The 25159-nt window shown below is 38.3% G+C and carries 25 protein-coding genes; 24 read left to right on the top strand and 1 reads right to left on the bottom strand.

Annotation, left to right across the window (positions count from 1 at the left end):
• Positions 1-97 precede the first annotated feature (97 nt).
• Positions 98-1306 (bottom strand): nucleotidyltransferase, encoded by a 1209-nt coding sequence (locus ACQKIH_RS01485; RefSeq protein WP_427763034.1) that lies wholly within the window; start codon positions 1304-1306, stop codon positions 98-100.
• A 188-nt stretch (positions 1307-1494) separates the two neighbouring features.
• Here ACQKIH_RS01485 and ACQKIH_RS01480 point away from each other — a divergent pair, with 188 nt between their 5' ends.
• The 24 genes from ACQKIH_RS01480 (at position 1495) to ACQKIH_RS01365 (ending at position 25145) form a co-directional block, all read left to right on the top strand.
• Positions 1495-2028, top strand: coding sequence for a YceD family protein (locus tag ACQKIH_RS01480; RefSeq protein ID WP_057985758.1), 534 nt, complete (start codon positions 1495-1497; stop codon positions 2026-2028).
• Between the two features lie 24 nt (positions 2029-2052).
• On the top strand, positions 2053-2226 hold the full coding sequence (gene rpmF, locus ACQKIH_RS01475; protein ID WP_057985760.1) for a 50S ribosomal protein L32: 174 nt from the start codon (positions 2053-2055) through the stop codon (positions 2224-2226).
• 241 nt (positions 2227-2467) lie between these two features.
• Positions 2468-3238 (top strand): enoyl-CoA hydratase/isomerase family protein, encoded by a 771-nt coding sequence (locus ACQKIH_RS01470; RefSeq protein ID WP_057985762.1) that lies wholly within the window; start codon positions 2468-2470, stop codon positions 3236-3238.
• Positions 3239-3346: 108 nt separating this feature from the next.
• A complete protein-coding gene (locus ACQKIH_RS01465; RefSeq protein ID WP_057985765.1) occupies positions 3347-3730 on the top strand; it encodes a transcriptional regulator in 384 nt (127 codons plus the stop codon).
• Between the two features lie 224 nt (positions 3731-3954).
• Positions 3955-4167 (top strand): biotin/lipoyl-binding carrier protein, encoded by a 213-nt coding sequence (locus ACQKIH_RS01460; protein WP_427763032.1) that lies wholly within the window; start codon positions 3955-3957, stop codon positions 4165-4167.
• Positions 4168-4186: 19 nt separating this feature from the next.
• Positions 4187-5725, top strand: coding sequence for an acyl-CoA carboxylase subunit beta (locus tag ACQKIH_RS01455; RefSeq protein ID WP_427763030.1), 1539 nt, complete (start codon positions 4187-4189; stop codon positions 5723-5725).
• Between the two features lie 67 nt (positions 5726-5792).
• Entirely contained in the window at positions 5793-6689 is an 897-nt protein-coding gene (locus tag ACQKIH_RS01450) for a ketopantoate reductase family protein (protein WP_427763028.1), read from the top strand.
• On the top strand, positions 6689-7081 hold the full coding sequence (locus ACQKIH_RS01445) for a DUF3397 domain-containing protein (RefSeq protein WP_427763026.1): 393 nt from the start codon (positions 6689-6691) through the stop codon (positions 7079-7081). The genes ACQKIH_RS01450 and ACQKIH_RS01445 overlap by 1 nt, the downstream gene beginning before the upstream one ends.
• Before the next feature lie 278 nt (positions 7082-7359).
• Positions 7360-8976: a bacillithiol biosynthesis cysteine-adding enzyme BshC gene (gene bshC, locus ACQKIH_RS01440; RefSeq protein ID WP_427763025.1), complete on the top strand. Its 1617-nt coding sequence runs from the start codon at positions 7360-7362 to the stop codon at positions 8974-8976.
• A 272-nt stretch (positions 8977-9248) separates the two neighbouring features.
• Entirely contained in the window at positions 9249-9680 is a 432-nt protein-coding gene (gene mraZ / locus ACQKIH_RS01435) for a division/cell wall cluster transcriptional repressor MraZ (protein ID WP_057985776.1), read from the top strand.
• A gap of 28 nt (positions 9681-9708) precedes the next feature.
• Positions 9709-10659 carry a 16S rRNA (cytosine(1402)-N(4))-methyltransferase RsmH gene (gene rsmH, locus ACQKIH_RS01430; RefSeq protein ID WP_057985778.1) on the top strand — a complete coding sequence of 317 codons (951 nt, stop codon included), beginning with the start codon at positions 9709-9711 and terminating at the stop codon, positions 10657-10659.
• Between the two features lie 3 nt (positions 10660-10662).
• Positions 10663-11034: a cell division protein FtsL gene (gene ftsL / locus ACQKIH_RS01425; protein ID WP_427763023.1), complete on the top strand. Its 372-nt coding sequence runs from the start codon at positions 10663-10665 to the stop codon at positions 11032-11034.
• A 68-nt stretch (positions 11035-11102) separates the two neighbouring features.
• On the top strand, positions 11103-13262 hold the full coding sequence (locus ACQKIH_RS01420) for a penicillin-binding transpeptidase domain-containing protein (protein WP_486387652.1): 2160 nt from the start codon (positions 11103-11105) through the stop codon (positions 13260-13262).
• Positions 13263-13321: 59 nt separating this feature from the next.
• On the top strand, positions 13322-15238 hold the full coding sequence (locus ACQKIH_RS01415; RefSeq protein WP_427763022.1) for a peptidoglycan D,D-transpeptidase FtsI family protein: 1917 nt from the start codon (positions 13322-13324) through the stop codon (positions 15236-15238).
• 149 nt (positions 15239-15387) lie between these two features.
• Positions 15388-16362, top strand: a complete 975-nt coding sequence (gene mraY / locus ACQKIH_RS01410) for a phospho-N-acetylmuramoyl-pentapeptide-transferase (protein WP_057985785.1) — start codon at positions 15388-15390, stop codon at positions 16360-16362.
• The gene (gene murD / locus ACQKIH_RS01405; protein WP_427763122.1) at positions 16359-17711 is read left to right on the top strand and encodes a UDP-N-acetylmuramoyl-L-alanine--D-glutamate ligase; all 1353 of its coding nucleotides are present in this window, start codon (positions 16359-16361) and stop codon (positions 17709-17711) included. Before mraY ends, murD begins: the two co-directional genes overlap by 4 nt.
• A gap of 7 nt (positions 17712-17718) precedes the next feature.
• On the top strand, positions 17719-18801 hold the full coding sequence (locus ACQKIH_RS01400) for an FtsW/RodA/SpoVE family cell cycle protein (RefSeq protein WP_057985789.1): 1083 nt from the start codon (positions 17719-17721) through the stop codon (positions 18799-18801).
• A gap of 23 nt (positions 18802-18824) precedes the next feature.
• Entirely contained in the window at positions 18825-19652 is an 828-nt protein-coding gene (locus tag ACQKIH_RS01395) for a cell division protein FtsQ/DivIB (protein ID WP_057985791.1), read from the top strand.
• On the top strand, positions 19630-20355 hold the full coding sequence (locus tag ACQKIH_RS01390) for a DUF881 domain-containing protein (protein ID WP_427763019.1): 726 nt from the start codon (positions 19630-19632) through the stop codon (positions 20353-20355). The genes ACQKIH_RS01395 and ACQKIH_RS01390 overlap by 23 nt, the downstream gene beginning before the upstream one ends.
• 23 nt (positions 20356-20378) lie before the next feature.
• Positions 20379-21086, top strand: coding sequence for a DUF881 domain-containing protein (locus ACQKIH_RS01385; RefSeq protein ID WP_427763018.1), 708 nt, complete (start codon positions 20379-20381; stop codon positions 21084-21086).
• A gap of 14 nt (positions 21087-21100) precedes the next feature.
• Positions 21101-21466: a small basic family protein gene (locus tag ACQKIH_RS01380; RefSeq protein ID WP_057985796.1), complete on the top strand. Its 366-nt coding sequence runs from the start codon at positions 21101-21103 to the stop codon at positions 21464-21466.
• A gap of 102 nt (positions 21467-21568) precedes the next feature.
• Positions 21569-22861: a cell division protein FtsA gene (ftsA, locus tag ACQKIH_RS01375; RefSeq protein ID WP_057985798.1), complete on the top strand. Its 1293-nt coding sequence runs from the start codon at positions 21569-21571 to the stop codon at positions 22859-22861.
• A 39-nt stretch (positions 22862-22900) separates the two neighbouring features.
• Positions 22901-24073: a cell division protein FtsZ gene (gene ftsZ, locus ACQKIH_RS01370; RefSeq protein WP_427763016.1), complete on the top strand. Its 1173-nt coding sequence runs from the start codon at positions 22901-22903 to the stop codon at positions 24071-24073.
• A 253-nt stretch (positions 24074-24326) separates the two neighbouring features.
• Positions 24327-25145: a sigma-E processing peptidase SpoIIGA gene (locus ACQKIH_RS01365; RefSeq protein ID WP_057985802.1), complete on the top strand. Its 819-nt coding sequence runs from the start codon at positions 24327-24329 to the stop codon at positions 25143-25145.
• The last annotated feature ends 14 nt before the right edge of the window (positions 25146-25159 follow it).

Here is a 25159-nt window from a genome sequence, read left to right as displayed (position 1 = left end):
TTTTTCGAGCTCGCTCGAAAAACTTCTCTTAAAAATCTGTGACATCCGCTGGGGCTTAACTTAATTCGGTGGGGGTTCAAACCCCCACTGAATTAAGTTAAAAACGGATAGGCGGAGATTGATAATCTTCGTCTATTTTTTCTGTTGAAAATTGTTCAATCCCTAAACGATACATTTGTGTAGCCTTTAAATCCAGCGCTAAAATAGAATCTGAAACAGCAGCAACACGGCTGATGAGTGGTAATTGTAAAGACTTTTTTATCGCTGAAATATAACGTTGTCCCTCTGCGGTCATACCTAAAATTCGCAAATAGGTGGGCTCCGTGTGCGCATGTAATTGCTCTTTTGTAATGCCTGTATAAATATGTGTAATCATTCGTTGTAAACGAGCCCAAGTGTAACGTTTGGATTTGAGTGCATTCATAAACTCACTAAAAGTAGCACTGTTAGCAGCGTGTTTGATTAATGAGTTTTGCAAACCTTCCGTAACATCTGCGTATTGAAGTAATTGTGCAGGTGTGTGACGTAAAATAGCGTATTTAACAAGCGGCCAAAAATTTTCCCATGATGCAAACTGTTGGTGATTTTGTTGCCATTGTGCTAATTGATGAAAGCTAGCAGACGGGAGGAATTGAGAAATGTCAGCTAATGAATCCCCGCTAAATAATGCTTTTCGAATTCCAGTTGCGCTTGCAATATCTTGATGAACATCGATGGCATCATGATAACCAGCAGCAATTCTTTGGATTGTTGTAGGTAGCATAGGGCTGTTGATTTGTTGGATTGCTTCTACATAATGAAAGCCTAAAATATTGTTCGGTTGTGCTAAATCAATGTATGAGTTGGGCTGTTGTTGTTTAAGCTGTTCATAAGCGAGGTACAGTGCTTGTGGATAGCTTTTACCAAGTTGAATTTGTTCTTTAATTGTGCGGTTATACTGTGCACGATTGTTTTCAATTAAATGATAGCTATTTAAAAAGGGCTCGATGCTACCTTGTTCACTCCCGAACGCTAATGTGGTGCATTGCATCGCGTGAAGTAATTTTACAGCACCAGCGGCAAACTGGTTCGCCTGTGCTGTACTAAAAACGTAAGGGAGCTCAATGACAACATCAACACCGCTCGCCAAAGCCATTTTTGTGCGATGCCACTTGTCAACGAGTGCAGGCTCTCCACGTTGGAGAAATTGCCCGCTCATTACTGCGACAGCTACATCTGAATTTGTTGTACGTTTTGCTTCTAGTACATGATGTAAATGTCCATTATGAAAAGGGTTGTACTCTACGACAATTCCAACGGCTTGCATAAACATCCTCCTTACGATAGAATAAGTTGTCATTAATACAATTAATCATCCTAAAGATGATTGTTTTATCAAATTAATACAATTCATTATTGATTATAAGCATGAATTGAAAGAGTGACAAGAAATTATCTTGACATCTATTTTTGTTCACTATATAATCAACAGTGTTGTCTCGAGGTGATTAACGAATGAAATGGTCAATTCATCAATTATCTAAGTATCGTAAAGACGGAATGCCACTTGATGCAAATGTACAATTGGACAATCTCGAAATCCGAAACTCAGATATTCGTAACGTTTCACCCGTTCATGTAAAAGGGCTATGTACTTTTGGTGCATCGCAAATGACTTGTCAACTAACGATTAGCGCTACATTGACGCTTCCATGTGCACGCACGTGGGAAGATGTTGAGTATCCCGTGAATATTGAAACAGTTGAAATTTTCAGCTGGGTCGATAAGGAACAACGCGGGGATGTTTTTAGCGATATTCATTTTATCGATGGAGACGTTATTGATATGAAGCCAGTTCTTGAAGAATTAATTCTTCTTGAAGTGCCGATGCAAGTATTCAAAGAGAATACCGAAGGACAAGTGCAAACAGGTAAAAACTGGTCCTATTCAACGGATGAAGATGTGGAAATAGCTAATAAGGTTGACGAACCAAAATTGGATCCAAGACTGGCTGCTTTAGCTAAGTATTTTGATCAAACAGATAAATAGATAATCTGTAAGGAGGTGCCATCAATGGCTGTACCATTTAGAAGAACTTCTAAAACTGCAAAAAGAAAGCGTCGTACGCATTTCAAATTATCATTACCTGGTATGGTAGCTTGCCCAAACTGTGGAGAAGCTAAACTATCTCACCACGTTTGTAAAGCATGCGGACAATACAAAGGTAAAGAAGTAGTAGCGAAATAATTCAGTATTTACGCTATATAAAGGCTAGATGAGAGACCATGGCTCTCGTCTAGCCTTTTTTCTCGTTGTTTTACCTATAACCATTTTGCTATCCCCATTGTCAAAATAAAAATTCTACATTACTATAATATTAAGTGGTACTTTTTAGTGGATTTTGGAGTGACGGATTTTAGCTAGATCCATATAAGAGGAACATGATTTGAATGGATTTTGACGATAAATGATACTGGGGGATGGGGAAATGGATTATTTAATCGATAATAAAGATGGAGTTTTAACGTTTACAATCAATCGTGAAGAAAAACGTAACGCAATCAATTATGCTGTTATGGATGGGTTGAAGGAAGTCATTACATATATTAAAGAACATGAAAGTGTTCGTTTTTTAGTCATAACAGGGGCTGGAGATAAGTCGTTTTGCTCGGGAGGCGATTTATCGGAGTTTCACTCACTTGAAACAGAAGAGCAAGCTTTCGGTATGTTAAGTAAAATGGGGAATATTTTATATGATTTAGCTACTTTACCGGTACCAACGATTGCGCTTATAAACGGTACTGCGGTTGGCGGTGGTTGTGAGATTGCGACGGCATGTGATTTCCGAGTGATGGCGTCACATGCAAAAGCAGGCTTTATTCAGGGGTCGTTAGCGATTACTTCTGGATGGGGCGGGGGAACTTATTTATTTGAACGCGGGCTAAGACATGACCGAGCGCTAAAAATGCTTGTGGATGCAATACCATATGATGCGCAAACTTTATATGAAATTGGTTGGGCGATGCGCGTTTATATTGAAGGGACAAAGGAACAAGCGTTGGCTGATTTTATTGAACATATGGCGAAAATCCACCCTTCCGTACATCAAGCATATAAAGAAATTGAGCTTCGAAAATGGCGTGAACGTAATATGTACGAACGTGTTATGGAAGAGATTCATATGTGCGCGAAATTATGGGAATCCGAAGCGCATCATGAAGCGGTAAATAACTTCTTAAATAAATCCAAACAAAAATAATGGAACGACTCTTAATTTTTAACCGAATTAAGAGTCGTTTTTCTCTCGCTTTTTATTCTATTTCAATCAACCTGGCATATAGTAGTAAAAAATGTGAGGTGGTTCAAGATGGAGCAAAAGAGAAGAAAAGATCAATGGACAGCTATGGATGACGAGAAGTTAGCGGAAATTGTAATTCAAGCAGTGCAAAATGGTCGTACGCAATTAGAAGCGTTTGAGCAAGCAGCACGTGAATTAAATCGAACGAAGCAAGCTTGTGGGTTTCGATGGAATAAAACATTAAGATTGCAGTACGGGCAAGTATTAAACAGTGTTAGAAAGCGTCCGAAGCAACTAATGCGTAGTCATTTAAAACTAGCGTTATCCAGTTTCGAGGAATTAACGGAAGCTTATAATGATCTTGAAATTAAACATACAGAGCTACAATCTGAATATGAAAAAGTGTTAAAGTGGATGCAACAAGGGGTAAATTTAGTTGGGGATAAGAAGTGAAGAAATACATGAATCCCACTTTTAGTAGAAAAAAGTTTATTTTCCGAGAAAATATTTGAAATTAAATTTAGTGATAGCTTACAATAGAAGTAGAAGCATGATGTTTTCTTTGTAACTGACAAAGTATAACTTGCTTATCTACATAAGTAGGGACATCATTTCGTAGGTTCTCAAGCGGGAGATGTCATTCTAAGGAAAACATTCTACTAAGGGGGCATTTTAAAATGGCAGAAGTAAAAGCGCAAATGGCAGGGACAGTTTTTGAGGTAAGTGTTAAAGAAGGGGAGAGTGTAACCAAAGGGCAAACATTAATCATTCTAGAATCAATGAAAATGGAAATTACACATGATGCAGAAGGGGACGGGATGGTAACGAAAATTCGCGTTGCTGAAGGTGATTTTGTTGAAGAAAATGATGTACTAGTGGAACTAGCCTAAACACAAAGGGGAGAGATATGTGACGCAGCCAACGTACAATGCAAAATTACAGCAGAAAATCGATTCAATCAATGCGGGTGGACATTCAAAGTATCATGAAAAATTAAAAGAAACGAATAAACTATTTGTTCGTGATCGATTAAAACTTTTATTTGATGATGGTAAATATGAAGAGGATGGTAGATTTGCAAACTGTGAGGCAGGCGATTTACCGGCGGATGGTGTTGTAACAGCGATTGGACAGATTGATGGCCAAACCGTTTGTGTAATGGCAAATGACTCGACAATAAAAGCCGGCTCGTGGGGTTCTAGAACGGTTGAGAAAATCATCCGTATTCAAGAAAAAGCCGAAAAACTTCAAGTGCCGATCCTTTATTTAGTCGATTCGGCGGGTGCGCGTATTACAGATCAGCTCGCAATGTTTCCAGGAAGACGAGGGGCGGGACGTATTTTCCATAATCAAGTTCGCATGAGTGGCGTCGTTCCGCAAGTTTGTATTTTATTTGGCCCTTCAGCAGCGGGTGGAGCCTATATACCTGCATTTTGCGATATTGTCATTATGGTAGAAGGCAATGCGTCGATGTATTTGGGGTCTCCTCGGATGGCTGAGAAAGTAATTGGTGAAAAGGTTACGCTAGAAGAAATGGGTGGCGCTCGGATGCACTGTACAGTAAGTGGTTGTGGGGACGTACTTACGGACAGTGAAGAGCAAGCTATTGAGGAGGCGCGCCGCTATATCGGCTATTTCCCAGCAAATTTTTCGGAATACCCGCCACTAGATGAAATGAAGTTACCGAAAAGCGGAAAAGCGTTAGAAGAAATTATTCCAGAAAATCAAAATGCCCCGTTTGATATGTATGAATGTATCGATCAATTAATTGATGAACATAGCTTTTTTGAAATAAAGAAGCTATTTGCACCGGAGTTAATAACAGGGCTTGCACGCATAGATGGTCAAGTTGTTGGAATTATAGCTAATCAACCGAAAGTAAAGGGTGGTGTGCTATTTATTGACTCTGCTGATAAGGCGGCGAAATTTATAACGTTATGTGATGCGTTTTCCATCCCGCTCTTATTTTTAGCGGATGTTCCTGGATTTATGATTGGGACGAAGGTTGAACGTGCGGGCATTATTCGTCACGGCGCGAAACTAATATCCGCCATGAGTTCGGCTACCGTACCGAAAATTTCAGTCATCGTTCGAAAAGCGTACGGAGCGGGCTTATATGCGATGTGTGGCCCAGCATTTGATCCAGATGTTGTTATTGCACTTCCAACGGCACAAATCGCTGTCATGGGACCTGAAGCGGCGGTGAATGCAGTCTATTCAAATAAAATTGAAGCGATTGAAGATCCAAAAGAGCGAATGCAATTTGTGAAGCAAAAAATAGAAGAATATAAAGAAGAAATTGATTTGTATAAACTTGCGTCAGAGATGGTGATTGATGAAATCGTTGCGCCAAATCAACTTAGAGAAACATTAATTCAACGTTTTAATTACTATAATTCCAAGCAAATGACGCTTCCTTATCGAAAACACCCAGTCTATCCAGTATAATAATGTTAGCTGAAGGTCTGTCATGGCGGCAGGCCTTTTTAATTTGAACTAATATTGGGGGTCCTGTATGAAAATCGAGATTATTGGTGCTGGAGCAGTGGGATTGTTAGTAGCGAGTTTCTTTGCGGAAATGCAAGCGAATATCCACTTAATTACTCGGACGGAGCAACAAGCCGAGCGATTAAAAGAAAATAACTTAATCCGAACGAATCATGATGGGACAAAGTCGGTTTTCCCGATTGATGCAGCAACGACTTTAAGTGGCGATGCCGATATGATCATCATCGCGGTGAAATACGGTCAATTACAGGATATTTATAGACAGTTACATACGGTAAAGCAATCCACACCAATTTTATTTTTACAAAACGGCTTAGCGCATTATGACGAGGCGCTTCAGTTGCCATTCCATCAAATTGCTTTTGGCTCCGTCCAATTTGGTGCGCAAAAAATAAATGGGCATCATGTTGCGCATAAAGGAATTGGTTCGATGAAAATTGCGGTTGCGAGGGGAGAAGAGCATTTATTTTCGCCTATGGTAGCTTATTCATCCGAGCATTTTTCAATCGTTTTTGAACAAGATGCGGAAATGATGTTACTCGAGAAAGCGTGGTTAAATTGCTTTATTAATCCTTTAACGGCAGTATTGCAAGTGCGAAACGGAAAACTAGTTCAACAAATTGATGCTTTTCAAATAGTGAAAAATTTATATAATGAAATGATAGTAGCTTTCCCACGATTCGCAGATAGTTTTCGATTGGAGAAAGTTGTCGCACTTTGTGAACGAACGGCTGAAAATACATCTTCTATGCGAGCGGATCTTTTAGCGGGTAGAAAAACGGAAATTGAAACGATTGTCGGGGCTATTATTAAAAGAGCACAAATGGAACAAAAGCAATTACCGGTCTTACAAACACTTTATTTACTTGTGAAAGCTTTGGAGGAGAGCGGTGAACAAATGTGATGCTTTTTTTGCAATTCGTACTAGCAACCATTATTCTATGTCCCCTTCTTGCGTTTCTTGTTGTATTTGTAAGCTGTAGGAGAATCCGTATTAAACGACATATGGCTATCGGTGTCGCGGCAGATATCACGACAGCCATTTTGTTTTTTTCTGTACCAATTGCGATTCAAGCGTTGTGGGAGTGGTCATTATTTATCCCGATTTACTTGTTGGCGCTATCGGTAGCTGTTATTTTTACATATATTGATTGGAAAAGGAAAAAAGAAATACAAGTGATGCAACTACTGAAAAGAATTTGGCGATCTTATTTTATATTGTTAGGAACGATTTATTTTTTCGTCTGGGTCATCGGTTTAGTGCACTCAGTAACGATATATCTGATGGCTGTATAAGCAATTTTCTTTTCACTACACGGTTAGAACGTATAGAATAAAGAAAGCAATATAAAATGATAAATGAAAATTATATAATTTGCGTTAAAGCCCCTGGCGGATGTCGCAGATTTTAAGGGGAGTTTTTAAAAAGGAAGTCAGCCTAAAGACGTCATATCGTGTGACAACGGCTGACTGACCCACGTCCTGTGGGCCCTCGGAAAAAATCTGGAATCAATTACGCCTCGGCGTAATTGATTAATATGCAATCGAGTAGAAAGAAGCAGAGGAGAATTATAATGAAGTTGGAACAAATCCAATCCCCAGTGAATCCGCAATTAATAACGGATTATTGGTCTAATAATGCGGAGATTCATTCGTTTTTTGAATACAAATATGAGGATCAATCCTTTATTGAGCGAGCCAATTATTTGCAAAATAATATGTATCGTTCAAAAGAGCTTGCGGAAATCATTCGAAGCTTTATGGAAAAGTACGGGATTCAAGAAAAAACAACAGAACATCTTCTTGAGCTTGAACAAGGTGCGCCGGTAGTCGTGGGTGGGCAACAAGCTGGACTTTTAACAGGTCCGCTTTATTCTGTTCATAAAGCCATTTCTGTTATTTTATTGGCGAAAGAGCAACGTGAAAAGCTAAATCAACCAGTCGTTCCAATGTTTTGGATTGCTGGTGAGGATCACGACCTTGAGGAAATTAATCATACAAATACAATTGTTGATGCTGAAGTCAAAAAGCGTGGATATAGCGAACGTTCGAAGCTAAAAACAATGGCATCCACAACGTCATTAAATTCAGAAGCAATCGAACAATTTGTTAAAACGGTGTTTCACGACTTTGGCGAAACGGAATATACAGAGCAATTAGTAGCAACTGTTTTAGCGCATGCAAAAATGAGTGCTACATATACCGACTTCTTTACTGTGCTAATGAATGATTTATTTAAAAATCACGGGCTGCTCTTATTAGATGCTACATATGCGCCTTTCCGACAATATGAGCAACGTTATTTTAAAGTGCTCATTGAAAATAATGAAAAAATTGCTTTGCAAGTCGTAGAACAAGAAAAGAAACTAGCGCAAGCAGGTTATGGAGTGCCAATTGGAGCAACTGAAAACAATGCGAATCTCTTTTTTGTAAAAGAAGGCGAGCGTTTTTTACTAGAAAGAAAGAATGGACAATTTAGTAATGCACTTGCACAGGTGAAACTGACAGAAGAACAGTTGCTGCATATGGCTGAAGATTGCCCAGAAATATTAAGTAATAATGTTGTGACACGCCCTTTAATGCAAGAAATGGCGATTCCAGTATTAGCGTTTGTAGGTGGTGCGGGTGAATTAGCCTATTGGGCAACGTTGAAGCCTGCCTTTACGACACTACGATTGCAAATGCCTATTTTTGCACCGCGTTTAAATATGACGCTTGTGACGAGACAAGTACAACAAATACTTGAACAGCAAGAGTTAACTGTGACGCAAGTTTTCAGTGGGCAAGCGGAAGCGAAGTTGCAACAATTTATTGCGAGCATACAGGACCGAGAATCACAGCAACTAATCGAACGTATGAATGACCAGCTAGTGGCGCAATATGAAGTGCTATCGGAGTACTTGCAAGGTGGTAATTATCAGCTTGAGAAGTTACTTGAAAAAAACAAAGCATATCATGACCGACAATTCCACTATTTGCAAACGAAAATTTCAGAGCAAGTATTGCAAAAACATGATGCAATCATTCATCAGTATAAAACATTACTTGTAGAACTTTTCCCTAATGGAGGGTATCAAGAGCGTGTGTATAATCCTTACCAATATATGAATACGTACGGCTTAACGTTTATTGATGATTTACTTCAATTGCCGATGACGATTTCTAATCAACATCAAATTATCTCGTTTTAACTTGATTCAGTAAAAAGTCCTTTATAGTGGTGGAAACTATACACATTTGTATTTAAACATAGGTTTAAAGGCGTTATATCGAGGTATAATAATTGCGAGAGAGTTATCTTTTAACAGAGATAGCTCTCTTTTTTTACATCTTTTTACACAGAACATATGTGTGAGAATATGCCTATTTACGTAATTTCCGATATACTGCGCAGTTAGTACCCAAAATGGTGGAGGAAAGTGGGGGGATGTGGTACATTATTTAGTAAAGTGGGGTGAGTAGCATGTTCATGGGAGAATATCAACACTCTATTGATTCTAAAGGCCGCATGATCGTTCCCGCAAAGTTCCGAGATATTCTTGGAGAATCGTTTGTGATAACGAGAGGACTTGATCAATGTATTTTTGGATATCCTATGGAAGAATGGCGAAAACTCGAAGAAAAATTAAAAGATTTACCGATGACTAAAAAAGATGCTCGTGCATTTGCGCGATTCTTCTTTTCTGGTGCAACAGAGGTTGAAATAGACAAGCAAGGTCGAATTAACATTCCAACTACACTCGTACAGTTCGCAAATCTTGAAAAAGACTGCGTCATCGTAGGCGTATCGAGTAAAATAGAAATTTGGGCAAAAGAAGCTTGGAATAAATACTTTGATGAATCGGCAGAATCCTTTAATGAAATTGCAGAAAATTTAATCGGCTTTGATTTTTAAAATTAAAGCGCAAGAGGAGCTTCATGTTATGTTCGATCACACAACTGTATTATTGAAAGAAACTGTTGATGGACTGAACATCAATCCTGATGGTATTTATGTGGATTGTACGTTAGGCGGTGCAGGCCATAGTGAATACTTAGTTAAACAGTTATCATCACAAGGTCGATTAATTTGTTTTGACCAAGACACAACAGCAATTGAAAATGCGAAAGTACGATTAGCCGATTATTTGGACCGTGTTACATTTGTACATGCTAATTTTCGTGATTTAAAAGAAGAACTATTTAACCTAAACATTCATCAAGTCGATGGCATTTTATACGATTTAGGGGTTTCATCACCACAACTAGATACGCCAGAACGTGGATTTAGTTATCATCATGATGCACCACTCGATATGCGAATGGATCAAACAGCAGAGCTTTCTGCCTACCATGTTGTAAATGAATGGACATATGAAAGTTTGGTCCGTATTTTCTTCCGTTATGGAGAAGAAAAATTTTCAAAGCAAGTCGCACGTAAAATTGAGCAAGCCCGAGAAGTTGCGCCGATTGAGACGACTGGACGATTAGTTGAATTAATTAAAGATGGTATTCCAGCTCCAGCACGTAGAAAAGGTGGACATCCAGCAAAACGTATTTTCCAAGCAATTCGAATTGCCGTAAATGATGAATTAGGTGCGGCTGAGGATTCCTTAGTAGATGCGATTGATGTATTAGCAATTGGTGGTCGAATTAGTGTCATTACGTTCCATTCTTTAGAGGATCGCTTAACAAAATCACTATTTAAAGAAGGTTCGTCATTGCCAGATTTACCTCCAGGCTTTCCTGTAATACCAGATCATCTAAAGCCTATTCTTAAATTGGTGACAAGAAAACCAATTTTACCATCAGAAGAGGAGTTAGAAGCAAATAATCGTTCACGTTCAGCGAAATTACGAATAGCTGAAAAAATTAACGATAAAGGACGTGGGTAAAATATGGCATTACGCGCAAGACAACCATATATACAGCAGCCAGAGCTACCTGAAAAGCATCAGCAGCGACAACCAGTCCAACCCCCAAAACGGAGACCGGATTGGTTTTCGAAACGGGAAAAATTTTTGTTTTTAATTTTTGCAGTAGTCGTAGCAATGTTTGCAGTATCTATACTACATACACAAGGGGAAATCCAAACGGTCAGTATAGAAATCCAAAAAATCGAAAAAGAAATTACTGGAATAAATAATGATAACGTAGATTTAAAAGTACGTGTGAGTGAATTATCTACTCACGAACGTATTTGGGAAAAAGCGAAAGAACTCGGTTTAACATTAAATGAAAAAAATGTGAAGGTAGTGCCGGGAGAATGAAAAAGAAAAAATTTCGTTACCAATTTGGAGCCTTTCTAATGTTGTTAATTTATGGAGGGCTCTTTTTATTGTTATATTGGCGATTTGCATCGATTCAGGCGACGGGTGTTGTAAAGGGACATGAATTAGAAGCGGAAGCATTATTACAATATCAACGCAATTTCGTATTATCAGCAGATCGTGGAAGAATATTGGACCGTAATGATAATATCATAGCCGAAGATACATTAAGTTATCGACTTGTCGCAGTTATAGATGATTCTGCTACAGAAAACCCGAAAAAACCAAAGCATGTTGTCGATATAGCAAAAACTGCAAAAGCATTAGCTGAGTTTATACCAACAATAGCTGAGGATGAAATTTACACAAAGCTAACGAATGGTAAAGATAATGATAGATACCAAGTAGAGTTTGGAACGGCTGGTCGAGGGATTAGTCATGAAACGAAAACTAAAATTGAAAGTCTAGATTTGCCTGGAATTTTATTTTTTAGTGATAAAAAGCGCTATTATCCGAATGGTTCCTTTGCGTCACATTTAATTGGTTTTGCTTTACGTGAAACGGATGACGAGGGTAATTCTGAAGTGGTCGGAAAAATGGGCTTAGAATTGAACTATGACGAACAATTAACGGGAACAGATGGTAGCTTACAGTATCAAAAGGATAAGGGAAACTATTTATTACCGAGCAGTGACAAGATTGTACAAGAAGCGCAAGATGGCAATGATATTTATTTAACATTGGATAAAACGATTCAAAGCTTTTTAGATGATGCGATGTCACGTGTCAACGAGCAATACAATCCACAATCGATGGTCGGTGTTGTAGCTAATCCAAAAACAGGTGAGATTTTAGCGATGTCACAGCGACCAACATTTGACCCCGATACGCGAATCGGCTTGGAAACAAACTGGCTAAATGATGTCGTTGAAAATACAATTGAGCCAGGTTCGACATTTAAAGCATTTACAGTTGCAGCTGCTGTTGATTCAGGCAATTGGCACCCGAATGCAACGTATCAATCGGGTACGTATAAAGTGCTTAAGGATACAATTCGTGACCATAATGATGGAAGAGGTTGGGGGCCGATTACTTATTTACAAGGTCTCCAACGATCCTCTAATACAGCGATGACCAACCAGTTGGATATTATGGGCTGGGAAACATATGAAAAGTATTTAGATGCTTTCGGATTTGGTCAAAAAACCGGTATTGACTTACCTGGTGAAGCAAGTGGTGTCATTAATTCACGCTATCCATTAGAAAAGTATACGACGACATTTGGTCAAGGTTCAACCGTTACACCAATACAGTTGATTCAAGGTTTAACAGCAATTGCGAATGACGGGAAAATGATGCAACCGTATGTTATTGATAAAATTGTCAATCCGAATACAGGTGAGGTTGTTTTACAGTCAAAGCCAAAAGAAAAAGGTCAGCCAATTAAACCAGAATCGGCTAAAACTGTGCGCGAGGTGCTTGCTTCAACTGTATATGGAGAAGCGGGAAATGCAAAACGTTTCCAAATTGAAGGCTATGAGGTTGCAGGGAAAACAGGTACTGCCCAAATGCCAAAAACAAATGGACGTCCAGGTTATGATTGGGGGAAAAATGAATTCCTTTACTCATTTTTAGGAATGGCACCAGCAGATGACCCGCAATTAATCGTATATATATATGTAGCAAAACCGAAGCTTGCTGCAACGGAACAGGGCTCAGATCCAGTATCACAAGTATTTAATTCTGTTGCTTTAAACAGTTTGAAATACATGAATATTAATCCGTCTGATATTGCGGAAGTTCAAACTAAAAACTTACCAGATTTTGTAGGAGAGCATACGGATCAAGTTGTAGCGGGACTAGAGGGAGACGGCTTAAGACCAATTATTATTGGAGAAGGCGGTCAAATTGTTGAACAATACCCAAAAGCGAATACGGTATTGACGAAAGACAGTATCATCTTTTTGAAAACAGATGGGGTTATTACACTTCCATCCTTTGAAGATTGGTCATTACGGAATGTGCTTGTGTATAAAACATTATCGAAGTTGCCAATTGAAATCGTTGGAGAGGGCTACGTTGAAAGTCAAAGTGCTTCTCGTGGGACGATTATTATCGATAATTCACCCATTGTCGTGAAATTAAAAACGCCTCAAGAGCAATATACGACGCCACCACCTGAAGAAATACTAGAGGCTGGCGAAACCGAAACTTTGCCGCAAGATTAGTAGGAATTTGAATAGAAAGTTACTTCAATACATACTTTGTGTTAAGCGAGGTGTCAATATTGAAGTGGGTATCAAAAAAATCTAAAAAACGATTAACATGGATCGCCATCGCATTTGTACTATACGGCGTGGCGATTTTTGTTAAGTTGGTCTATGTCCAACTAGTTCAATATAACGAACTATCAACAATAGCAAAGCAAAGTTGGGATCGGGAAATACCTTTTAATTCAGAGCGTGGAAAAATTGTAGATCGTAATGGAGAGGTCATTGTGTCAAATGAGCTTGCACCGACCTTATACTTTATGCCTTCACAAAATAAAGAAAAAGAACAAGTGGCAGATGCGATTTCAAATGTCCTTAATAAGGACCGAGCGGCGATATTAAAAAGATTAGAACAAAAAGTTTCAATTGTAAAACTAGCACCAGAAGGCCAAAATATTACGTATGAGCAAGCTGTTGAAATCCAACAAAAACAAATACCAGGTTTATATACGGGTGTTGACTATGTAAGACATTATCCGAATGGTAATTTACTTGCTCGATTCCTCGGTTTTACAGGAGTAGACAATCAGGGGCTCGCAGGAATTGAATATGAGTATGATAAGTTACTTACCGGGTCAGATGCGGCTGTCCGATTATTCACAGATGCAAAGGGGATTGCACTCGATAATGCAAATGATGAGTGGAAAGAAGGCAAGGACGGCGCAACACTGCAATTGACGATTAATTTAGAAATACAGAAAAATGTCGAACGTGCATTATCCGAGGCGATGATTCAAAATGATGCTGATCAAGCTTTGGCTATTGCGATGAATCCAAAAACTGGGGAGATATTAGCGCTCGCCTCGTATCCGACCTATGATCCAGCAAATTTTGCTGAGGTAGAACCTGCTATTTACAATCGAAATTTACCTGTGTTTATGTCCTATGAACCTGGTTCGACATTTAAGATTATTACACTAAGCGCGGCAATTGAAGAAGGTGTAGTAGATTTAGAGAAAGACCAGTTCTATGACCCTGGATTTACAATGGTAGAAGGTGCAAGATTACGCTGTTGGAACAGAAGTGGACATAAAGATCAAACATTTTTAGAAGTTGTACAAAACTCCTGTAATCCAGGTTTTGTTGAACTAGGACAACGAGTAGGTTCGGCGAAATTATTGGAGTATATTCACCGCTTTGGGTTTGGTAAAAAAACAGGCTCGAATATTGCGGGTGAAGCTTCTGGTATTTTATTTACCGAGGATAATTTCGGCCCAGTAGAGCATGCAACAACATCTTTTGGGCAAGGTATATCTGTCACGCCAATTCAACAAATGCAAGCCGTGGCAGCAGTTATTAACGGAGGTACGCTGTATCAGCCGTACGTTATTTCAAAAGTAATTGATCCAAATACGAAAGAAGTGCTTATTCAAAATGAGCCGATTGTCAAAGAGCAAATTGTGAGTGAAAAGACATCAAGTATTGTTCGAAACGCTTTAGAAACGGTTGTTGCAAATGGCTCTGGACGACATGCATACCGCGATGGCTTAAGAGTTGCAGGTAAAACAGGGACAGCACAGAAAGTCGAAAATGGCCGCTATAAAGATGGGGACTATATTGTATCCTTTATTGGCTTTGCGCCTGCGAATGACCCTGAAATTTTAGTTTATGTGGCGATTGATCATCCGAAAAGCGCTTTGCAATTCGGCAGTGTAATCGCAGCGCCAGTTGTTGGGCAAATTATTGAGGATGCAGCACCAATATTAAACATTGAAAAGCAGCAAGAGCAGCTTGATAAAAAGTATGTGTGGGGTGATCAGTTGACGACCCGCCTTACAAACTTTGTCGGACAATCACCAAAAGAAATCACTACCTATATGTATCCTTATAAAATTGAGTGGCATGGTACGGGGAGTAAAGTTGTAGAACAAATACCAATTGCGAATAGCCTCATTCATGAAGATGATGTAATCCATTTATATTTAGACGATTAAATCACAATTTGACCTATTAAAATCCATCTAAAACAACTATTATAGTGAAGGGTATTTAACTGCGTCTGCTGGGCGTTCCAACCCGCACTAGACGCAGTTACGCCGAGGTGCAATTGATACAGACAGAAGATTTAAAGGAGATATTTTTTATGACATTACCAATAACATTGACTATTCTAGCTTCCTCATTCTTGTTGACGGTCATTTTGGCCCCACTAGGAATTCCACTGCTACGCAGGCTGAAGTTTGGTCAGAGTATACGTGAGGAAGGCCCGCAATCTCACATGAAAAAAGCGGGTACACCTACAATGGGTGGTCTTATTTTTTTACTAGCCATTATTGTTGCAACAGCGGTTGTAGCCACTCTATTTGATTTATTTACAACACAAACAGTCGTATTATTACTAATTTTAGTTGGATTTGGTGTGATTGGATTTTTAGACGATGGCTTAAAGGTTATTTTTAAACGTAATTTAGGATTAACATCACTACAAAAACTAATCGGGCAAATTGCAATTGCAGTAGCCGCATTTTTACTATTACGATTAGGGGCGTTTGATACGTCGATTGGGCTACCATATACAGATATTTCAATTGATTTAGGTATTTTCTATGTGGCCTTTTTAATCTTTTGGTTAGTAGGATTTTCAAATGCCGTCAATTTAACTGATGGGGTTGATGGCTTAGTACCGGGCACTGCATCCATTGCCTTTGCGGCGTATGGTGTAATTGCTTTATTCAATGAGCAAGCTGATATCGCATTATTTGCCTTTGCTGTAACAGGGGCATTACTCGGCTTTTTAATTTTTAATGCAAACCCAGCGAAAGTGTTCATGGGAGATACAGGCTCATTAGCACTTGGTGGCGCACTTGCCATGATTTCAGTATTAGTGAAGCAAGAGCTGTTATTACTTTTAATCGGTTTAGTTTTCGTCATCGAAACGTTATCGGTTATTTTGCAAGTAGGAAGCTTTAAACTTCGGAAGAAACGTATTTTTAAAATGACTCCAATCCATCACCATTTTGAATTATCAGGGTGGTCTGAATGGAAAGTAGTAATCGTATTTTGGTCAACCGGATTAGTCGTAGCATTAATAGCAGTATTGGCGGAGGCGTTATTATGATTGAATATTCAGGTTTGCAATCTAAGAAAATTTTAGTGTTAGGTTTAGCGAAAAGTGGTGTAGCAGCGGCAGAATTATTGCATGAGCTTGGTGCTTTTGTAACGGTTAATGATGCAAAGCCATTTGATGCGAATCCAGAAGCGCAGGATTTATTGTCAAAGGGAATTACAGTAATTTGTGGTCGCCATCCAGAAGATTTATTGGATGAAGGCTTTGAACTCGTTGTAAAGAATCCAGGAATTCCATATTCAAATCCAATTGTTGCAGATGCAATGAAACGTAATATAGCAGTTATAACTGAAATGGAACTCGCATATTTAGTAAGTGAGGCACCTTTTATTGGGATAACGGGATCGAATGGTAAAACGACAACGACAACATTACTATTTGAAATGCTTCAACTTGGTCAATTACAACCACTGATTGCAGGGAATATTGGTACGGTTGCATGTAGCGTTGCAGCAGCAGCAACAGAAGATCAAGTCATTGTGACAGAACTTTCATCGTTTCAACTAATGGGCACACGTACATTTAAACCGCGCATAGCAATTTTAACGAATTTATATGAGGCCCATTTAGATTATCACGGCACATTTGAAGAGTATGCAGAGGCAAAATTCGGTGTAACACGCAATCAAACAGCGGAGGATTACTTTATTTATAATGATGACCAAGAAATTGTTCGCGAGTATGCGCAAAAATCCAAAGCAATGCTCATTCCATTTACAACAAAAGGTAAAAAGGCGAATGGTATTAGTGCAGATGCGCAAAATATTTACTGGAACGGAGAAGCAATTCTCGCTTGCAGTGAAATCGTCTTACCAGGAGAGCATAATTTACAAAATATTTTATGCGCAGTAGCAGCTGCACTTTTACAAGGGTGTCCGATAGAAGCAATTAAAAACGTCCTGTCGACTTTTGTTGGGGTTCGCCATCGTACGCAATTTGTCCGTGAATGGAATGGTCGAAAAGTGTATAACGATTCCAAAGCAACAAATGTATTAGCAACGAAAAGTGCGTTATCTGCATTTGAACAGCCGATTGTCTTACTGGCAGGTGGTTTGGACCGCGGTCATTCATTTGAAGAGCTACGAGAAGAAATGAAGCATGTTAAAGCGGTCGTGGCATTTGGTGAAACGGCATTACGCTTTATGGCGTTTGCAAAATCATGTGGCGTTACAAATACCGTACGAGCAATCGATGTTGAAGATGCGGTAGGGTATGCCGCAAAATCTTCAGAACAAGGGGATATTATTTTATTATCACCAGCATGTGCAAGTTGGGACCAACATACAAGTTTTGAAATTCGAGGAGATTTATTTATCGATCGTGTTATGAAGCTTTCATAGAGAAAGGATAGTTACACTGTCACATCAATTCAAACAATGGTTTTTTAGTAGTGCTTTCATTTTATCTATCATTGGGATTGTGTTTATTTATTCCGCTGGTACGTACTGGAGTTCCATTCATTATATTGGACAAACACCGTTTTATATAAAGCAAGGTATCTATTTCGTTATCGCGGTTATTAGTTGTTTAGTGGTGATGAACATGAAAGTGCTACAAAAACCGAAAGTATGGGTGTTTTTTTATTGGGTATCCATCTTTCTATTAATTGCCGTATTAATACCGGGTATTGGGATTGTGCGAAATGGCTCTCAAAGTTGGATCGGTGTTGGTTCACTAACGGTTCAACCAGCGGAGCTTGCTAAAATAACGACTTTAATTTATTTAAGTATTCTTTTGGCAAACGGAAAAGCAGGACAGCGGATTGTACAATGGAAACATTTCCTTGTAATCATTCTTCCGTCTTTGTTAATCATGCTACAACCAGATTTTGGCGCAGTGTTTATTTTAGTTGCAGCAGCGTTTCTTTTACTTTTTATCGCGCAATACCCAGTAAAATTGTATCTCATCTTAATTTTAACGGGCATTGTGGGTTTAGTAGCATTAATTGCTGCAGCACCATATCGATTAAAGCGGATTGAAGCTTTTTTAAATCCTTGGGCAGATGCTTTAGGAAGCGGTTTCCAAGCCGTTCAATCTTTGCTTGCAATTGGACCAGCTGGTTTATTTGGACACGGATTTTTAGAAAGTAGACAAAAATATTTATATTTACCTGAACCGCAAAATGACTTTATTTTTTCGATTATTTTAGAAGAAATAGGGTTGTTAGGTGGTATGGGCCTGCTGCTTATTTTTGCGTGCTTTTTACTATCCGGATATAAATTGGCTTTAGCTTGCAATAGTCAACTTCATTTTTATATCATCTGTGGATTAACAACAACAATTGCAATACAAGCTTGTTTAAACATCGGTGTAGTAATCAATTTATTGCCTGTTACTGGTGTGACATTGCCATTCATTAGCTATGGTGGAACATCGTTATTAGTAGTCTGGCTAACCGTAGCGCTTGTTTTAAACTTTTCAAAGGAATAACGTGAAAGAAAGGAGTAGAGATGATGGAGAAAGTAATAGACATTACAGAACGTGTACCAGCCATGCGAAAAAGACGAAAACGGCGAACGAATCTTAAATTTGCATTTTTAACAACCATTTTCTTATTCATCATCCTATTGCTTCTTTATTTTCAATCACCATACAGTGATATGAAGGAAATTAATATTCAAGGGTCTAATTTAAAGGATGAGGCTTATTATTTAAATCAATCCGGATTAATGTTAGATGAGTCGATGTGGGGATTCAAAATAAGTGATATTGAAAAAGAAATTGCTAAAAATGACTGGATAAAATCAGTCGATGTACAGCGGAAGTTTGTCAATACGGTTCAAATTACGATTGAGGAATGGCATAAAGTTGCTTATATTTCCCGAGAAGGTGATTTTTATCCGATGTTAGAAAATGGCGTTATTTTTAATGAATCGAGCGAAATGGTGCCAGTTGACGCGCCCATTTTTTTGAAGTTTAAAGATGAAGCGATAAGAAAAAAAATATTGAAGCAGCTCGCCTTACTTAAGCCAGAAGTATTGTCACTTATTTCTCAAATCAATGCAAGCCCATTAGAATCTGATCCATATGCGATTACTTTGTTTATGAATGATGGTTACGAAGTGCGTGCAGAGGTTAACACATTAGCTGAAAAGCTGAATTATTATCCATCCATTATTGCACAAATTGAAAATGATGACGCGTTTGAAAAAGGAATAATTGATATTGAAGTCGGCTCTTATTATCGCCCATTCTCTGAGGAATACGCAATCAATATCCCAGAGGAAGGCGAGGATATAGAGGGGGATGAACAGGCTGATGAACAACAATCAACGGACTAAAAAACCATCTCCTTTTACTAGGAAATATATGATTATTTTAACGGTTTGTATTATTACAGGTTTTATCATTGGTTTTTCGTACAATTCATCGAAGGACAAGCGAACGTTAAGCTCAGCCTCGCCTTATTATGAACAGGAAAATCAGTACCGGGAAGAATTAATAGTGCAGCAGGAACGAAATAAAGAGTTAACAGATGAACTGGCTGAATTAGAAAAAAAAATTCGAGGCTATGAAAAGGAATATTCTTCAAATGAGGTACAGTACGAAAGAAATATAAAAGAAGCCCAACAATTGCGCTTATTGTTAGGAATTGACTCTGGAGAAGGAAAAGGTATTAAAGTAACATTGCAGGATGCAGACTATAATCCCGCAAGTACAAACCCTAATGATTATATTGTGCATGAAAGTCATATTTTCAAAGTGCTGAATGAGTTGAAAATTGCTGGTGCAGAGGCAATTGCCATCAACGGTCAACGCTTAAAGATGAATTCTTATATTAGCTGCAATGGGCCGGTAATCACAGTTGATGGAAAGCAATATCCAGCGCCCTTTGTTATTGAAGCTGTTGGTAAACAAGATATTTTATTATCAGCATTAGAGCTAACGGGTGGTGTTTTTGATCAATTGCTAAATGAACATGTTGTTGTGACGTTTGAAAAAAGTGAATTAATTCAAATGCAATCTATAAACGAAGAAGGTTAGTATATCATTCGGAGGATAACGTGATGACGAAAAAAATGTATCGCAACATTACAATTGTATCGTTCATCATTGGTTTTATGCTAGCTGTTCAATACAATACAGTACAAAATCCAACCGAACGGGATACACGAGATATTTGGGAAATCCGCCAGGAATTATCAGAAGAGAAAAAACGACATTCAGAATTGTTATCGTCAATAAGTGCTTTGTCGAGTACGGTCAATAAGTATGAGGACGATGAATTTGATAACCCAGAACTGCTCTTACAAGAGACTGTAAATGATTTGAAAAAGCAAGCTGGATTATTACCTATTAGTGGGCCAGGTGTTACGCTAACGATTGAGCCTTCTCAAGAATTAATCCAATTTGGTTATGAATTGAAGCCGATTTCTCCGGATTTACTTATTCGATTAACGAATGATTTATATCGAAATAATGCGCAAGCAATCGAAATTGATGAGAAACGATTGACATACAATAGTGCAATACGCGATATTAACGGTAAAACAACAATCAATAGTGAACCAATTAAAAAAATAAACTTTGAAATAAATATTATTATGCAAACATATGAACAAGCTCAGAAGTTAGCCAATCATTTATTAGCGTCATCCTTTCAAGATGAGTTTTTTATTGATAATTTAATGCTGACAGTCTATGATGCCGAACAAAACGTACGAATTAATTCCACAGTTGAATTACAACAAAGCAAATATTTAGTCGATAAGTAAAAGGGGTTGTGAATATGTGGTTGCCACTATTAGGATTAATTTTTGGTGTAATGTTAGGTGTTTTGACAGATATTCAAATTCCTTCAGTTTATGAAAATTACTTATCAATTGCAGTATTGGCAGCATTAGATACGATGTTTGGTGGAATTCGGGCCCAATTACAACAAGTGTATGATGATAAAGTGTTTATTTCTGGATTTTTCTTCAATATTTTATTAGCAGCAGGGTTAGCATTTTTAGGTGTACATATTGGTGTGGATCTCTATTTAGCCGCAATATTTGCATTTGGCGTCCGTTTATTTCAAAATATTGCAGTCATCCGACGTATACTATTAACAAAATTAGACAATAGACGCTTGAAAAAAAGTGAAAACTCTTGAAATTAACGTTAAGTTTTCATGACAAATTGTGATTTTACTTAGACAATCAAGTAAATTTACAATAGAATAAAAAATAGGAGTAATCGAAGGAGGTGCAACAAGTTGAATCATCAAGAAATATATGTTTCTCTAGATATTGGTTCATCATCCGTTAAGGTACTTATTGGAGAGATGAGTGATGATCAATTGCACGTAATTGGTGTAGGTCATGTAAAATCAACAGGTATCCGTAAAGGAGCAATTGTTGATATTGACGCTACCGTGCAGTCAATAAATAAAGCTGTCGAGCAAGCTGAAAGAATGACAGGCATCAAAATTGATGAAGTTGTACTTGGTGTACCAGCTAATCAAACATTTTTACAACCTGTAAAAGGGGTTGTTGCTGTAAATGGCGAAAATAGAGAGATTACTGATGACGACTTAGAGCGTGTAATCGATTCCGCACAGGTGATGTCGATTCCGCCAGAGCGTGAATTAGTCAATTTAATTCCAAAACAATTTATCGTTGATAATTTAGATGAGATAAAAGATCCACGTGGAATGATAGGCATTCGTTTAGAGATGGACGCAACGATGATTACAACTTCGAAAACACTTGTACATAATGTACTTCGTTGTGTTGAGCGTGCAGGGTTACAAATTCGTGAAATCTATTTACAACCGTTGGCGGCAGGTACATTTACGTTAACAGAAGATGAAAAAAATCAAGGAACAGCCTATATTGATTTAGGTGGAGGCTCTACTACGATTGCTTTATTCCAAGATGGCCTTTTAAAAAGCACTGCCGTAATACCAGTTGGAGGCGAACATATTACAAAGGATTTATCCATCGTTTTAAAAACGCCAACAGAGCAAGCTGAAAAAATTAAAAAGCAATATGGACATGCCTTCTATGATGATGCATCTGATGAACAATTATTTGAAGTACCGGTTGTAGGTACCGATACAACAGATCAATATAGTCAACGTTATATTGCTGAAATTATCGGTGTTCGTTTAGAAGAACTATTTGAATTAGTTTTAGACGAATTAGCCCGAATGAGTATTCAAGATTTACCTGGAGGCGTTGTAATTTCTGGAGGGGTAGCTCAAATTGAAGGAATTGCTCAATTAGCCCGCCAAGTGATGCAAACACGTGTGCGCGTGTTTACGCCAAACTATATTGGTGTTCGTGAACCTGGATTCACGACATCTGTCGGATTAATTCGTTATGCACATGCAGATGACAAGTTTTATGGTAGAAGTGCAACCAGCTCTGCACCTTCTTATGCACCGTATCCTGCTCAACCAAATCCTTCTAAAAAACAAGCAAGTGCGTCGGAGAGAGTAGAAAGCGACAATAAAGTTGGAGTTATTGACCGCGCAAAAAATTTATTAAATAAATTTTTCGATTAAAACGAACATTTAATCTGTCATAAATTAGGAGGAGAGACTATGTTAGAATTTGAAACGGGTATGGATCAACTAGCTGTCATTAAAGTAATTGGTGTAGGTGGCGGTGGTAACAATGCCGTAAATCGCATGATCGAGCATGGAGTTCAAGGTGTGGACTTCATCGCAGTTAATACAGATGCACAAGCTTTAAATTTATCAAAAGCTGAATATAAATTACAAATTGGTGGGAAATTGACGCGCGGTCTTGGTGCAGGTGCGAATCCTGAAGTTGGGAAAAAGGCAGCTGAAGAAAGTCGCGAACAACTTGAGGAAGTATTACGCGGTGCCGATATGGTATTCGTTACAGCTGGTATGGGTGGCGGTACAGGTACCGGTGCAGCGCCAGTAATCGCGTCAATTGCACGTGATTTAGGCGCATTAACAGTTGGCGTTGTGACGCGTCCATTTACATTTGAAGGGCGAAAGCGTCAAACGCAAGCAATCGGTGGTATTTCATCGATGAAAGAATCAGTAGATACGTTAATCGTCATTCCAAATGATAAGCTACTTCAAATCGTTGATAAATCGACACCAATGTTGGAAGCGTTCCGTGAAGCGGATAATGTTTTACGACAAGGTGTTCAAGGTATTTCAGATTTAATCGCTACGCCAGGTTTAATCAACCTTGACTTTGCCGATGTTAAAACGATTATGTCTGATAAAGGTTCAGCATTAATGGGGATTGGTATTGCAGCAGGTGATAATCGTGCAGTTGAAGCTGCGAAAAAAGCGATTTCATCACCACTTCTTGAAACGTCAATTGATGGAGCAAAAGGTGTAATTATGAATATTACAGGTGGCTCGAACTTGAGTTTATTTGAAGTTCAAGAAGCGGCTGATATTGTTCAATTAGCTTCTGATGAAGAGGTTAATATGATCTTTGGTTCGGTGATCAATGATAATTTAAATGATGAAATTATCGTAACAGTTATCGCAACTGGGTTTTCAGATGACTTTAGCTCACCAATGCCAACACCAATTCGTCCAACTCTAGGTGTACGTCAACAGGCGGCGGCATCAACACAGCCAGCACCACAACAGCAGCAACAACAACCGCGTGTGCAAGAGCATATTCAACAAGAAATGCCACGTCAGCAAATGCAACAAAATTATCAACAAGAAGAAACATTAGATATTCCAACGTTTTTACGTAACCGAAACCGTAATCGATAATCGGTTCATTCTATAGAGGTTGCTCTAGTAGTCCATTAAGGGACTACTAGAGCAACCTCTTTTTTATTTATATGTATTCAAATAATCGTTGAATGGTGGAATTTTGGCTAACGGCATAATTGAATGGAGTAAATGTCGAAATCGTCTAATTTATCTGACATTATGTCTATAAAATTATGTGAATCCCTTCTATGGTTTGACAAATTATATTTAAGCGCAGTGATAATCTTGGTCATAGGAGGAACAACAATACATGGTAGGGGAACTCATCGTCTTATTCAATTTTTTCTTCAATATTATTTTACTTCGATTTACACAAGCGGTGACGAGATATCCGATAAAGACATGGCGATTAATAAGTAGTGCCTTTTGTAGTGCGCTTATAGCCGTTGTTTTTTATGAATCAATCGTAATGACAATTGTTAGTTTTATTGTTTTGATTGGAATTGCATTTTCATTTCGATGGAGCAGTTTTTTCGTTCAAGGTAGCTGGTTAATGATGGGAACATTGCTGGCAGGTGGCTTGCTAAGTGCGGTTCAACCTTATTTATTGAAACATTCCATTTTTGCTTATATTTTGTTTTGTTTAGGCATAGCTTGTAGTAGTTTATTTTTGATGAAAAGAAGTTGGTTTAACAAATTACAACAAGTCGTCCAGCAACAATATGTTACAAACTGTGAGGTCGAGCTATTTGATCAAACATTAAGTTTACTAGCCTATATCGATACTGGAAATGAATGTCTTGAACCGTTGAGCAGAGCGCCTGTACATTTCATCTCTTTTAAAGCAGTTCATGAGCAATTAGAGCCCACTTTTGAAGCGAGCTTACAAAAATGGTCAGAAAAAGAACCGTTAGCTCTTGAAATGTTTTCTAAAGAACTTCGGAAAAATATCCGTATTGTTCCGCTAACAACTGTTCAGAATAGCTCCGTTTTAGTACCAGCTTTTCGAGCACAAGTTAAAATTAATGACAAAACAGATAGTAATCAATATGTTATTTTTACAAAAAATGATGCTCGTTTCCCACAAAAAGCTCAAATGATAGCGCATGTATCTGTTCTTACAAAATAATAAAGGAGGATGAA

Origin of the sequence: Solibacillus cecembensis, assembly GCF_050272495.1 — a bacterium.
Taxonomy (GTDB): domain Bacteria; phylum Bacillota; class Bacilli; order Bacillales_A; family Planococcaceae; genus Solibacillus; species Solibacillus cecembensis.
Note: the sequence above shows the minus strand (reverse complement) of the source record. Positions and strands in the feature narration are given on the sequence as shown.